The organism is Brevibacillus centrosporus (genome assembly GCF_046622605.1).
In the GTDB taxonomy this organism is placed as follows: Bacteria; Bacillota; Bacilli; order Brevibacillales; family Brevibacillaceae; genus Brevibacillus; species Brevibacillus centrosporus.
In genome coordinates, this window is sequence record NZ_CP176856.1 from 2644775 (window position 1) to 2657540 (window position 12766).

At 50.8% G+C, this 12766-nt stretch carries 14 protein-coding genes; 12 read left to right on the forward strand and 2 right to left on the reverse strand.

From position 1 onward, the window contains the following. Positions 1-91: 91 nt before the first annotated feature. The 4 genes from ACLIN2_RS13595 (at position 92) to ACLIN2_RS13610 (ending at position 3563) form a co-directional block, all read left to right on the forward strand. Entirely contained in the window at positions 92-979 is an 888-nt protein-coding gene (locus tag ACLIN2_RS13595) for a LysR family transcriptional regulator (RefSeq protein WP_092272342.1), read from the forward strand. Between the two features lie 114 nt (positions 980-1093). Further along, positions 1094-1441, forward strand: coding sequence for a thioredoxin family protein (locus tag ACLIN2_RS13600; protein ID WP_411504270.1), 348 nt, complete (start codon positions 1094-1096; stop codon positions 1439-1441). 35 nt (positions 1442-1476) lie between these two features. Next, positions 1477-2385: an RluA family pseudouridine synthase gene (locus ACLIN2_RS13605; RefSeq protein WP_411504271.1), complete on the forward strand. Its 909-nt coding sequence runs from the start codon at positions 1477-1479 to the stop codon at positions 2383-2385. Between the two features lie 59 nt (positions 2386-2444). Further along, complete coding sequence (locus ACLIN2_RS13610) at positions 2445-3563, forward strand: YheC/YheD family protein (RefSeq protein WP_122961410.1); 1119 nt, start codon at positions 2445-2447, stop codon at positions 3561-3563. 233 nt (positions 3564-3796) lie between these two features. Here the strand turns inward: ACLIN2_RS13610 and ACLIN2_RS13615 are convergent, their stop codons facing one another. After that, entirely contained in the window at positions 3797-4252 is a 456-nt protein-coding gene (locus ACLIN2_RS13615) for a GNAT family N-acetyltransferase (protein WP_327930240.1), read from the reverse strand. Positions 4253-4272: 20 nt separating this feature from the next. Then, the gene (locus tag ACLIN2_RS13620; protein WP_411504272.1) at positions 4273-5178 is read right to left on the reverse strand and encodes a LysR family transcriptional regulator; all 906 of its coding nucleotides are present in this window, start codon (positions 5176-5178) and stop codon (positions 4273-4275) included. 208 nt (positions 5179-5386) lie between these two features. On the opposite strand from ACLIN2_RS13620, the gene ACLIN2_RS13625 reads away from it, so the two are divergent. From ACLIN2_RS13625 to ACLIN2_RS13660, 8 genes are all read left to right on the forward strand, one after another. After that, the gene (locus tag ACLIN2_RS13625) at positions 5387-6124 is read left to right on the forward strand and encodes an SDR family NAD(P)-dependent oxidoreductase (RefSeq protein WP_411504273.1); all 738 of its coding nucleotides are present in this window, start codon (positions 5387-5389) and stop codon (positions 6122-6124) included. A gap of 208 nt (positions 6125-6332) precedes the next feature. Further along, positions 6333-7382 (forward strand): amidohydrolase family protein, encoded by a 1050-nt coding sequence (locus ACLIN2_RS13630; RefSeq protein WP_170184356.1) that lies wholly within the window; start codon positions 6333-6335, stop codon positions 7380-7382. 42 nt (positions 7383-7424) lie between these two features. After that, positions 7425-7778, forward strand: coding sequence for a Rieske (2Fe-2S) protein (locus tag ACLIN2_RS13635; protein WP_411504274.1), 354 nt, complete (start codon positions 7425-7427; stop codon positions 7776-7778). 81 nt (positions 7779-7859) lie between these two features. Further along, a complete protein-coding gene (locus tag ACLIN2_RS13640) occupies positions 7860-8621 on the forward strand; it encodes a fumarylacetoacetate hydrolase family protein (RefSeq protein WP_411504275.1) in 762 nt (253 codons plus the stop codon). Positions 8622-8640: 19 nt separating this feature from the next. Continuing rightward, a complete protein-coding gene (locus ACLIN2_RS13645) occupies positions 8641-9636 on the forward strand; it encodes a Bug family tripartite tricarboxylate transporter substrate binding protein (RefSeq protein ID WP_411504276.1) in 996 nt (331 codons plus the stop codon). A gap of 63 nt (positions 9637-9699) precedes the next feature. Continuing rightward, positions 9700-10146 carry a tripartite tricarboxylate transporter TctB family protein gene (locus ACLIN2_RS13650; protein ID WP_411504277.1) on the forward strand — a complete coding sequence of 149 codons (447 nt, stop codon included), beginning with the start codon at positions 9700-9702 and terminating at the stop codon, positions 10144-10146. A 12-nt stretch (positions 10147-10158) separates the two neighbouring features. Next, positions 10159-11664 (forward strand): tripartite tricarboxylate transporter permease, encoded by a 1506-nt coding sequence (locus ACLIN2_RS13655; protein WP_411504278.1) that lies wholly within the window; start codon positions 10159-10161, stop codon positions 11662-11664. A 34-nt stretch (positions 11665-11698) separates the two neighbouring features. After that, positions 11699-12745: an Ldh family oxidoreductase gene (locus tag ACLIN2_RS13660; RefSeq protein ID WP_411504279.1), complete on the forward strand. Its 1047-nt coding sequence runs from the start codon at positions 11699-11701 to the stop codon at positions 12743-12745. Positions 12746-12766 lie beyond the last annotated feature (21 nt).

Consider the following 12766-nt stretch of genomic DNA (forward strand, 5'->3'; position numbering starts at 1 on the left):
AACTCTTATCAAGGTTGTATCATGGTAAAGAAAATAGTTCAAAGATATAATAATTATGAGAAGGATAGTTTTTGCCTATCGGGAGGTTTTTATGGAGTTACGACAAGTTCGCTATGTGCTTGCAGTCGCAGAAGAACGCAGTTTTTCGCGAGCAGCAAACCGATTACATCTGGCTCAGCCATCGCTTAGCCAACAGATCGCCAAACTAGAAAAATTGCTCGGAGTGAGCTTGTTTCATCGGCTGCCCCAACATGTGGAGCTGACGGATGCAGGACAACGTTTTGTGCAAGTCGCCCAAACATTGGTCGATATGTCAGAGGGCTTGGAGCGCGAGATGCGTGCGTACGCGGTCGGGGAGAGCGGCAAGCTGCTCGTCGGTAGCTTGCCGATCACGGGAGCCTACGTCCTGCCGCGCGTCATTTCTGCCTTTACCAAGCAGTTTCCGGGTGTAGAGCTGCAGCTGATGGAGGATACTTCCAGTCATTTGGAGCAGCTACTCGTGCGAGGGAAAATCGATGTGAGTCTATTGACCATGCCAATCAGTGATCCTTCCCTGGAGATTATTCCGGCGATCAATGAGGAAATATTCTTGGCGCTGCCTCCTAGTCATCCTCTGGCCGATCGGAAGGAAATCGATTTGGCGGAAGTAGCGGACCAGCCCTTTATTTTGCTAAAAGAAGGACAAGGCTTCCGCACCATTTCCCTGCGTCTCTGTGAGCAGGCAGGCTTTCGTCCCAAGATCGTTTTCGAGAGCAGCAACATCCAGACGGTGCAGTCTTTAGTGGCAGCGGGAATGGGGCTTTCCTTTGCTCCCAAAATGATTACGCTGGCACCTGGCACCGTCGAGCCGCCTGTCTACGTCCGCATGACAGCCAAGCCGTACCGGACGCTCGTCGTGGCGTATCGCAAGGACAGACCGCTGTCTCGTCCTGCTGAGGTGTTCGTGCAAAATCTCGTAGAACAGGGAGAACATATCTAAAGCAAAAGGCGAGCCTTTTTTGCCCGCGAAGTCCCTGCGGCTACACTTCCAGTTACGCAAGATCGGCAAGGTTGTGATACACTATTTCCAAATCATTCTGGGAGGGAAACAACCATGAGAGAAGTAAAAACAGAAGCAGATTTTGAGCAAGCAATCTCCGCATCGAAGCCAGTTGTCGTGAAGTTCTTCACAGATTGGTGCCCAGACTGTCATCGGATCGACCCATTCATGCCAGCAGTTGAAGAAAAGTATCAAGCAGAGCTGGACATGATTTCGGTAAACCGCGACACTTTGCCAGAGCTGTCCCAAAAGCTGGATGTATTTGGAATCCCAAGCTTCATTGCCTTTCAGGAAGGAAAAGAACTGATTCGCTTTGTTAGCAAGCTGGGCAAAAGCCGTGAAGAAATCGAGCATTTCCTGGATCGCGTCATCCAAGTAGGAAAAGGGCTGGAGCAAGCCTAAGTCTTGAGTAGAAATGCCAGGGAGAATCGAACGCCATGCAAACCATGAAAAAAGAAGGGGAGTGGCTTGTAGCGAGCTTGACTGCCGCTGATGCAGCCACCCCGATTGGGAACCTGCTTAGAGAGGGATGGAAGCTGCCTCGCAAGCAGGTCCATCTTTTGTTTCAGCACAAAGAAGTTTTCATCGATGGTCAGCCTGTGCCGCAGCATGCAAAGGTGGAAGAAGGGCAAGAAATCCGGCTGCGTCTATGCCAGCCGGAGCCGTTTGGGATCGAGCCGGTAGAAGAGCCACTCGACGTCTTGTACGAGGACGACCATCTGCTAATCGTTGAAAAGCAGGCAGGAATCCTGCTGCATCCAACAGAGCCACACCACCATTTGACGTTGGATCATCTGGTTGCGGGCCACTTTTTCCGCACAGGGCAGCAGGCAAAAGTACGGCATGTCCACAGGCTGGATCAGGATACCTCTGGTGTCGTGCTGTACGCCAAGCACCCTTGGGCGTCCGCCGTTTTGGATGAAATGCTGCGCGAGAGGCTCATCAAACGGACGTATGTGGCCTTCGTACATGGGCAGGTGACCAAAGAGAGCGGGAAGATCAATCAACCGATCGGAAAAGACCGCAATCACGCCACACGTAGAAGAGTGACGCCAAATGGGGAATCAGCCATTACGCACTATACGGTACGAGAGAAGTATCGCAACGCAACCAAAGTCGAATGCAGTCTGGAAACAGGGAGGACCCATCAGATTCGGGTTCATCTCAGCTACATCGGACATCCATTGATCGGCGATACCTTGTACGGAGGCAAGCGCGACGGGATCTTGCGTCAGGCTCTGCACGCAGAAGTCCTGCAATTTACGCATCCATTTGGAAATGAAACTGTCAAAGTGCATGCCGATCTGCCAGCCGATCTGGTGGAGCTGGAAAAGAGACTCAGATAAGTGCCAATGCTGTCGTAGGTGAATAAACTGCCAGGGAGGAATCGAGAGAGGGTGGTGTGATGAAACGACCCACGATCGGTGTTCTGACCTGGCGCGAAGGCAAACGATTTGCAGAGCCGGCGTACTTCCGGCGTCTTCTCCGGGCAGGACAGGAGCTGGGCAGCACGGTTTTTTTGTTTTCTCCCAAGGATGTGCTGGCACAAGGAAAACAGGTGAGAGGTTTTATTCTTGACGCAAATGGCAACTGGCAGGCGCGGATGTTCGACCGGCCGGATGCCGTTTTTGATCGATACCGCTATACGCCAACGCAAGCTTTTAAAGACTATGTCGCGTTTCGCCGCACGAGCAATTTCCTCTATGCCAACAATCGCTTGGCGAATAAATGGCGCGTGCATGAGGTGTTGTATCGGGATGAGCGGATGCATCGCTGGCTGCCGGAGACCTTTTTGTACAACCGTGCCAACTTCGTTAAAATGCTGGGCAGGCATTCCTTTTTGTACGTCAAGCCGTTGAACGGTACAGGGGGGCGCAACATCCTTTGCATTGAAAAGACGGATCAGGGCTACCGCCTGCTGGGACGAGACAGGCAGCGATCGAAAATATCTACCGTCGTCAAACAGGTGGATGCTGTTTTGCGTTATGTCGATCGCTGGACGAGGGCAGAAAAGTATATTGTGCAGCAAGGACTTCGGCTACAGCTCGTCCCGAAACGGGCTGTCGACATGCGCCTTCTGATTCAAAAGGACGGCAATGGCGATTGGAGGGTTACGGGGCACGGGATGCGTGTCGGGGGAGAGCGCAGCGCCACATCGAACCTGCACGGCGGCGGAAAGGCAATGCCCGTTCAGGAGTTTTTGCGTCCGCGATTTGGGGATGCACGCACCGTGGAAATCGTGCGAGACTGCGAGCAGCTGGCCAATCAGACGGCAGAATCCCTGGAGAATCACTTTGGCCGGATGGTGGAGTTCGGCCTTGATATCGGCATTGATGTAAACGGACGTGCGTGGCTGATCGAGGTGAATCCGAAGCCTGCTCGCGAGGTATTCCGGGAAATGGGGGCCGTGCAGCAGTACAAACAGGCCATTTCGAGACCAATCGAATACGCGATGTATTTGGCTCGCACGAAAGGACAGGAAGAGAAAGAGAAAAAGTATTCCCGCGTATCCGCCAGGCGGTGAGGCGAGGGGACAAAATGCAGGGGGAAGGAAAGCTTCGGACCTGTACGATTCGATTCCAAAACTAAAAAATGAGCGTGAATGACAGGAAAAGCCGGACCAGCAGCAGGTCCGGTTTTTTCATTTGCCATTGTGCGAGAAAGGGAGCAATTGGAAAGATACATAATACTTATTATGTAAACTTATTTCACAATGAAACCAGCAGGTAACGGCAGTCGTAGGGGGCAACTTTTCGATTAAAACAGGTCCTGGGACAGACGAACCATATCGATCACCTGAATGCCATTTTCAAAGATCGGCTCGTCGTAATGGCGGAGAAAAAAGTCCCGGTCCACTCCTGTGATGCGAAAGCCGCATTTTTGGTAAAGGGCGAGCTGTCCAACGCTTGAATTTCCCGTACCGATCTCCAGCGTGCGATATCCGAGCAGCTTCGCCTGCTCAATTGCATGCTGGACCAGACGTTTGCCGAGACCTTGTCCTTGCCTGGCCTCTGCGACAGCGACATTGACCAGCTCGATCGTATCCGGGCGGGTCGGCAGCAGCACATAAACGCCGTAGATGGCATCAGCTTCCTGGGCGATATAGCATACGCCCCGTTTGATATATTCTTCTACCAGCTTTTGCGAAGGATCTGCCAGCAAGAGCAAGTCTAGCGGGATAGGGCAGGAAGCAGGCAATGGTTTAATTTCCATGTCAGTCACTCCTTTAATGATCATTTTTCGCCTTTCTCGATGTGCTGTCTCAAAAGCCGCAAAAGCTCCTTGGACGTCTTGGTCAAGGAGGTTTTTTTCTTTTTGACCCAGGCGATCTGCATCTTGATTTGCTCACCGTTCATCAACAGCGGGACCACCACGATTTCGCCGTCATCCAAAAAGGCGTGGTTGCGAATCGAAAGCTCAGAGAGAAAAGTGATGCTCGTCCCGTTGACGACTCTGCTCTTAATGGCCTCGATATTGTTGGTGGTCAAAGAGTACTTAAAGTAATCACTTTTGTTGAAGTAGTTGCGGAACCACTCCTTGATACTGCCATTATAAATGACGATGCGCTGATCGATCACTTCTTCGGGAGATAAAGACTCTTTCTTGGCAAGAGGAGAGTCTTTATTGATACAGACAAAAGTATTGGATGACATCAGCACCTGATAATCCAGCTCTGGGTCTTGCCGAATCTCGTCATTCAGGATCAAAAAGCCCAGATCGACCAGGTTGTTTCGCACTTCATAAATAATTTCCTTCGAGCTTTTTTCTGCAACTTCGATTTGTGTAGAAGGGTGCTCGCTCATAATGGTTTCCAGAGATTGGTTCAGGATCAGCATGAACATTGGAACAGAGGCGAGTTTGAGTTCCCGTTTTGCTTTTGGCCCGTGCTCATCCGCAATCTCATTGAACTCACTGACTTTGCTCAAGATTTCCTCGGCTTTCTGGATCAGCTTCCATCCGGCTGGTGTAGGCACGATACCTGTTCGAGAACGAATGAACAAAGTAAAGCCCAGGTCCTGCTCCATGCGCGAGATCGATTTGCTGACAGCGGATTGAGAGACGTGAAGATTTTGGGCAGTAGCTGAAATGGAGCCCGTTCTGGTTGTTTCTACTAAATACTGTAGCTGTTCAATATTCACTTGGCACCCTCCAGTATGACAAAATCTCATACCAATATGACTAACCTGTATTTTATCAGGAGACAGAAATGAAATACAATATAAACAATTCAGTAAACCAATTGTGAATGCGCTTTCTACAAGCAGACGCGTTCTTGGTTTTAGAAAGTAAGAAAACTCATTGATCAAACAAGTTTCATGACAAAAGCAAGCGATGAGGGGGAGCAGGATGAACGAGTTGAACCAGGCTGTTTGCTGGGTAACAGGCGCTGCGGGGGGAATCGGTAAAGCTGTATGTTCGCTGATTATGGCCAACGGAGGTCATCTGGTCGTATCGGATGCGAACGAAGAAAAACTGTATGAGCTTTGCAAGGAGCTGAAAAACGAGCAAACGCAAATTTTACCGATCGTGCTGGATGTATCCGATCAGCAAGAGGTAAGATTGGCCGGTGAAAAAATAGAGAGCACGTTTGGTCGTTTGGACGTTCTCGTAAACGGTGCAGGGATTTCGCCGAAAGGGGAGAATGGGCGAATTCTTGTGGAGGACATGGACCCGGCGATTTGGAGAAAGGTATTGGATATTAATTTGAATGGTACCTTCTACTGTAGTCAGGTAGCAGTCAAGCTCATGAAAAAACACAAAAAGGGCCATATCGTCAACATAGCTTCTTCCGCTGGCCGTACATACAGTCCGATCACAGGGGCACATTACGCCGCGAGTAAAGCAGCAATGATCTCGCTGACTCGCCAGCTGGCAGGAGAAGTAGGGCCGGACGGGATCTATGTAAACGCTGTAGCGCCTGGGCGAATTGACACCCCGATGATTTGGGATGTCGCTTCCGAGGTAAACGAGAATGCTGCGAACAATACGCCATTGCGCAGGTTAGGCACACCGGATGAAGTGGCCAAGGCGATCGGATTTTTGATTTCCGAGCAGTCAAGCTTCATCACGGGAGCCGTGATGTAAATGGTGGGCGATTCATGGTGTAGCGGCAAGGGGAAGAGTGGTCAGCAAACTCTTGACACAATCTAATTAGATAGTTGTGAAATTAGTTTGCCACATCTTTAGGCAGCGCGAATCATTTTCCTGCTAGTGAGAACAGTGAGTATTTTATCGTCGGGCGCAGTTTCTAGCTAATGAAGCTGCTAGATCGAACATACGAGGAGGGCCGGTTGTGAGTACAAAACAAAAAATCATTGATACGGACGTCCATCACGAGATTCGTTCAACGAGAGATCTGCTTCCTTACCTGCCGGATCAATGGAAACGTTATATTGCAGAGTATGGATGGGTGCCAGAAAGAGCGATTCCATTCAATCAGGTGCGCAAAAATACGAAATACCGGATGGATTCCATTCCGGAAGACGGAGCGACGCCAGGCTCCAACTTTGATCTGCTGAAAGAACAGCTGCTCGACAAGCATGATATGTCGTATGCCGTACTGACCGGTTGGTTTTACGAGGCTACCGTAGCGAAGGGCTGGTATGAGTTTGCAGCAGCGCGGGCCTCTGCCTACAACGATTTTACGGTAGACAAATGGCTGTCGAAGGATAAGCGCTTGCTTGGTTCCATTACGATCCCCAGAGAGCCTGAAGCGGCCGTGCGAGAAATCGACCGGATGGCGGCACATCCGCAAATGGCTCAAGTCATGCTTCCGATCGGGGACTTCGCGTGGGGAGATCCTTATTTCCACCCCATTTTTGAAGCGGCAAACCGGCACGGACTGCCGATCGCCATGCACCTGTCCGCGAGCATCACCGCTCAAGGGGGAGACTTCCTCCGTTATTACGTAGCGTGGCGCTCTCTGCATCCGCAAGCGTATATGACCCAGGTGATCAGCTTAATTACGAACGGCATATTCGATAAGTTTCCGGATCTGAAGGTCGCATTGGTGGAAGGCGGCTTTGAATGGGTGCCGTTCATGATGCACCGCATGGACTCTGCGTACAAAGCTCTGAGACAAGAGACGCCATGGGTCAAGCGAATGCCAAGCGATTATTTCCGCGACAACATGCGGTTCACCACACAGCCATGGGATGATCTTACTGCCCGGGAGTTCATGAATGTAATTGACATGATGGGCTCGGAAGACATGATTATGTACGCTTCGGACTATCCGCACTGGGATTTTGATCCGCCTGAACGTACGATGCCCCATCAAATTTCTGATTCGTTAAAGCAAAAGATCCTTTATGAAAATGCGCGTGATTTTTACCGCTTGTAGATTATTAGCAACTTGGGCGTTGAAGAAAGGAACTGATCAAAAATGAAGCACCTCGTGTGTCATTACGACGATCTGCTGCTGACCCAAAAAAAGTCAGTTTCGATTGATCGAAAGCCGATTGTCGTCGTCCGCTCGGAAAGTGGCGACGTGTATGCCCTTCGCGATGTTTGCCCGCATAAAGGACCTTGCTTGTCTGAAGGCATGCTGGATAAAAGCTGCGCGGGAAAAGAGGTAGGAGAGTATATTTTTGAACCGGACAAAGATGTACTGAGGTGTCCGTGGCATAGCTGGGAGTTCGACATCAAAACAGGATGCTCCTTGTTCGATCCAGACAAGGTGCGGGTCAAAACCTATGAAGTCTCCGTAGAAGACAGCAAAGTCTACGTAGAGGTTTAGGGAGTGGCAACAAGCAAGAAGCAGCAGGAGTTGCTTCTTGCTCGAGCCTCAACGATAGAAGGCAATGGAGGGAGAACACGCATGAAGTACGTACGATTTTCTGAAAACGCTTCCGTTTCTTACGGTCTTGTAGAGGGAGACGAAGTCATCAAGCTGACGGGATCGATATTTGCATCCTACGAAAAAACAGACGAAAAATATGCTCTCAATCAAGTTCACCTGCTTGCTCCCGTGCAGCCAGGAAAAATCGTGGCGATCGGGTTGAATTACAAGAAACATGCGGAAGAAGTGAACAAGCCTTTGCCAGAAGAACCGATGATGTTCCTCGTGGCACCGTCTGCGGTCATCGGTCCGGATGAACGAATTTTGCTGGCCCAGCCGGAACACAGAAATGAGCATGAGGGAGAGCTGGCGATCGTGATAGGAAAACGGGCGAAAGACGTTTCTACTGATGAAGCCCTTGACTATGTGCTCGGCTATACCTGTTGCAATGATGTGTCCGACCGGATCCTGCAGAAGAAAGACGGTCAGTTTACACGGGCAAAATCGTTTGAAACCTACAAGCCGCTCGGTCCCGCGATCGTGACAGACGTCAATCCGGATGACCTGCCGATTCGCGTCCGGGTGAATGGAGAGGTCCGGCAGGATTCCAACACGAGCGACATGATCTTCCCTACTGCTGAATTGATCTCGTTTGTTTCCAAAGTCATGACCCTTGAGCCAGGAGACATCATCATCACGGGGACTCCATCGGGTGTTTCCCCGATGCACGCTGGCGATGTCGTCGAAGTGGAAATTGAGGGGATCGGTACGCTGAAAAATGTAGTGGCCAACAAGCTATAAAAAAACGGAGGGTCTCTTGATGAACAAAAGGAAGCTTGTAACACTGGCAGGGCTGGCTCTTTCACTCGTTATCGGTTTGGCAGGCTGTTCAGGTGCCAGTCAGACATCGGGCGGCACGGCCAACTACCCAGACAAACCGATTCAAATGATCGTACCCTTTACGCCGGGCGGCACGACGGACATCGCGGCCAGAGCGCTTGCAGGTGTCATCAATAAATACATGCCTAATGGCCAGACGGTGGCTGTTATCAACAAAGACGGCGGTGGGGGAACCATCGGAGTATCCGAGCTCTTCCAGGCCAAAGGGGATGGCTACACGATCGGCATGGTGACGTCCGGACCGATGACGATCAAGCCACATGGCGGGCAAGTCGCTTACAAGCCGGAAGATTTCAAGCCAGTGCTGGAAGTCGTGGCAACCCCCAATGTATTGATCGTGAAATCGGATTCTCCCTGGAAAAGCTTTGACGAATGGCTGGATTATGTAAAAGCAAATCCAGGTGACTTCAATTACTCCACGACGGGAACCGGCCTCACGCAGCACATTACCATGGAGAGCATTCAAGTAAAAACGGGAACGAAATTGACGCATGTTCCGTTCAACGGAGGCTCTCCTGCGATCATGGCCATGCTGGGCGGCAACGTTGCCGGAGCATTTGTACAGACGACCGAAGCGATGCCATACATTCTCGATGGAACGGCTCGTCCGCTTTTTGTGGCAGGCACTTTCAAACCGGAAGAGCTCAAAGATGTGCCGATGCTTTCTGACAAGAAAATTGATGTTCGCGGCGATGTTTGGACAGGAATTGCCGTTCCGAAAGATGTTCCTGATGAGATCGTCACGATTTTGCACGATTCGTTCAAAAAAGCTCTGGAGGATCCGGCCGTAGTCGATCAGTTTAAAAAGATTGGGGCAGCCCCTGTCTACAAAGGACCGGCTGATTTTAAAGCGATTATCGAGCAGGATTACCAAACGAACGGGGAAGTTTTGCAAGCGATCGGCTTGAAAAAATAAAGAAGGGGCGAAAGACGTGCAAAACGGGTACGTCTTTCGGTTTTCTCCAAAAGGGGTGTTCGAGTGCGAAACGCAGGCAGCTGGGCAGCTGTTGTCCTCTTGATCTTTTCGGCACTTATCCTGTGGCAGTCGCGGGGGATGGAAAATCAGAATGCACTTGGCTTTGGTCCAGGGTTTTTTCCATTCTGGCTGAGCATTTTAATGATCGTTTTGTCCATCGCATACTTGTTCCAAACGAGAAAAGAACGGATTTCCATCAAGGAAATGCTTCCGAAAAACAAAGCGCTTCGGGAATTTCTGCTCATTCTCGTGGCGATGGCTTTGTTCGTTTTGACAGCAGAGTGGATCGGCTTCATCGCCGCTGGAACGATTTCTGTATTTTTGCTCGTTTATCGAGCATTTAGTAAGGGCGTTGCAGTGGGGTTCTCGATCGGAATTTCGCTCTTGTTGTTCTTCATCTTTGTGAAAGCATTGTCTGTGCCGTTGCCGGTTAATTCATTTGGGTGGTAAAGGAGTGGAGATATGGAAGCATTGGATTCTCTGATCAGCGGCTTCGCTCATGCAGCGACCTGGGAAAACCTGCTTTTCTGTATTATCGGGGTTTCGGTCGGGATGTTTGTCGGTGTCATGCCAGGCTTGGGGCCAGTAGCGGGAACGGCCATCCTCATTCCGATCACATACGGAATGGATCCTACGTCGGCGATTATCATGCTGTCTGGTATTTATTACGGCGCGATGTACGGGGGGACGATTACTTCCGTATTGATCAATATACCGGGCGAGGCGGCGTCCGTCATTACCTGTATCGACGGCCACCAGCTGGCGCGCAAGGGAAGAGCGGGGCTGGCGTTGGGCGTATCGGCTATCGGGTCGTTTGTGGGCGGCATAACAGCCTTGCTCGGGCTCTCGTTCATGGCGATTCCGCTCACGAAGCTGGCGCTGACTTTCGGCCCACCCGAATATTTTGCCCTCATGATCCTTGGACTGGTCATGCTGATTGGCTTGATGGGCAAGTCGCTGGTGAAAGGATTTATTGCGGCTGCCTTTGGACTTTTGCTTTCCTTGGTCGGGATCGATCCGATCTCAGGCTCCACCAGGCTAACGTTTGGCGTGCAGGACTTTTTGGGCGGGATCGATTTTGTGATCGTAGCCATGGGATTGTTTGGGGTATCGGAAATCCTCATGAATGCCGAGGGTCAGAACAAGCTGGAAAAACCGGAGAAAGTAACGGGGCTGCTGCCGCGCAAAGGCGAGTGGGCTCCCACCTCCAAATCGATCGGACGGGGGACCGCGCTCGGCTTCCTGATCGGATTAATCCCAGGAGCCAATGCCGTGCTCGCATCGATCGCATCCTATTCGCTGGAGAAAAGAATCGCCAAAAACCCGGAACGCTTCGGGAAGGGGGCCATTGAAGGGGTTGCAGGTCCGGAGACAGCCAACAACGCGTGCTCGGGAAGCGCTTTAATTCCGCTGTTCACACTGGGTTTACCCAGCTCACCGACAGTTGCCGTCATCATGGGAGCGTTTATCATGCACGGCCTGCAGCCTGGACCTCGATTATTTACGGAACATGCAGACTTTGCCTGGGCCGTCATTGCCAGCATGTTTATCGGCAATATTGTTTTGCTTGTCATGAATCTCCCTCTTGCCAACGTATGGGCAAAAATCGCGCTTGTTCCCTATAATGTGCTGCTGCCGTTAATTGTCATGTTTACCATGGTAGGAGCCTACACCGTTCGCAATAATATGTTCGATGTCGGAATGATGATCGTATTTGGACTGATCGGCTACGTTATGAAAAAGCTCGACATTCCCATCGCTGCCACGGTTTTGACGCTGGTGCTCGGATCGCAAATCGAAAGCTCTCTGCTGCAGTCCCTGGCGATCTCCAAAGGAAGCGCAGACATTTTTTTCACCCGTCCGATTGCGGCAGGTTTGCTCGTCGTGACGGTGGTGATCCTGCTGGTCAGTGTATGGGCGGGCATGAAAAACAAGAAAGATATGCTGGCAGGAGATCTGGAAATATAAATGGATTCCCATAGAGGAGAAAGAAGGATGAAAAATGGAATTCAATTGGCAAAAACTAACTGAATTTTCCAATTCGTGCCTCGTGAAAATCGGCGTGCCACAACGCGAAGCAAAAATCATTACAGAGACGATGATCGAGGCGGATGCGAGAGGAATCCACAGCCACGGACTCATGCGACTCCCGATTTACATAGAGAGAATGGAAAAAGAACTGGTCAAAAAAGCTTCCAACGTTCTGGTCGTGAACGATTCCAAGTCCATCGCGGTCATGGATGGCAATGGCTCGGCAGGCCAGGTAGTGGCGACCCAGGCAATGGAGCTGGCGATCACGAAAGCAAAAGAATATGGCGTCGGAATTGTCAGCGCGAGAAACAGCAATCATTTTGGCATCGCTGCGCACTACGCGTTGATGGCGAGTCAGCAAGACATGGTGGGAATCGTCATGAGCAATACGGCCCCGTTGATGCCCCCAACAGGAGGAGCGGAAAAAGTGCTGGGAAACAATCCTCTCGCCATTGCTGCTCCGACGCTGAGAGAATTCCCACTCCTTTTGGATATGGCGCTGAGCAACGTAGCGTTAGGGAAAATCCTTTACGCTCAAACAAAAGGCACGGATATTCCAGCTGGCTGGGGTGCAGACCGGAATGGAAACCCTACGACGGATCCTTCCGCTGTCCTCAATGGCGGCTTTATTCTACCGGTAGGCGGTCCCAAAGGCTTCGGCCTCGCGCTGATGGTAGAGCTGTTGACAGGTGTCTTGTCCGGCGGAGCGTTCTCCAAAATGATTCCGTCGATGTACGATCTCACGCAAACGCAAGCCATCGCCCATTTCATGCTGGCGATCAACATTTCTTCCTTCATGGAAGTAGAACGGTTTAAAGAGCTGTCAACGGTTCTTTCTTCCTACGTGAAAGACGCTGTCAAAGCAAACGGAGTCGAGCAACTGTACTTGCCTGGTGAAATCGAATTGTCCACAGAAGGAAAGCGGATGCAGACAGGCATTCCCGTCAGTGACAATGTCGTGGCTGAATTAAACAAGCTGGCAGATGCCCTGCAGGTTGAACCGTTGCAGCTTCAGTAATACAGGACAGGAGAGTATAGA

Coding starts and splice junctions, on each gene's coding strand:
- ACLIN2_RS13595 (WP_092272342.1), top strand. CDS start 92: ATGGAGTTACGACAAGTTCGCTATGTGCTTGCAGTCGCAGAAGAACGC.
- ACLIN2_RS13600 (WP_411504270.1), top strand. CDS start 1,094: ATGAGAGAAGTAAAAACAGAAGCAGATTTTGAGCAAGCAATCTCCGCA.
- ACLIN2_RS13605 (WP_411504271.1), top strand. CDS start 1,477: ATGCAAACCATGAAAAAAGAAGGGGAGTGGCTTGTAGCGAGCTTGACT.
- ACLIN2_RS13610 (WP_122961410.1), top strand. CDS start 2,445: ATGAAACGACCCACGATCGGTGTTCTGACCTGGCGCGAAGGCAAACGA.
- ACLIN2_RS13615 (WP_327930240.1), bottom strand. CDS start 4,252: ATGGAAATTAAACCATTGCCTGCTTCCTGCCCTATCCCGCTAGACTTG.
- ACLIN2_RS13625 (WP_411504273.1), top strand. CDS start 5,387: ATGAACGAGTTGAACCAGGCTGTTTGCTGGGTAACAGGCGCTGCGGGG.
- ACLIN2_RS13635 (WP_411504274.1), top strand. CDS start 7,425: ATGAAGCACCTCGTGTGTCATTACGACGATCTGCTGCTGACCCAAAAA.
- ACLIN2_RS13640 (WP_411504275.1), top strand. CDS start 7,860: ATGAAGTACGTACGATTTTCTGAAAACGCTTCCGTTTCTTACGGTCTT.
- ACLIN2_RS13645 (WP_411504276.1), top strand. CDS start 8,641: ATGAACAAAAGGAAGCTTGTAACACTGGCAGGGCTGGCTCTTTCACTC.
- ACLIN2_RS13655 (WP_411504278.1), top strand. CDS start 10,159: ATGGAAGCATTGGATTCTCTGATCAGCGGCTTCGCTCATGCAGCGACC.
- ACLIN2_RS13660 (WP_411504279.1), top strand. CDS start 11,699: ATGGAATTCAATTGGCAAAAACTAACTGAATTTTCCAATTCGTGCCTC.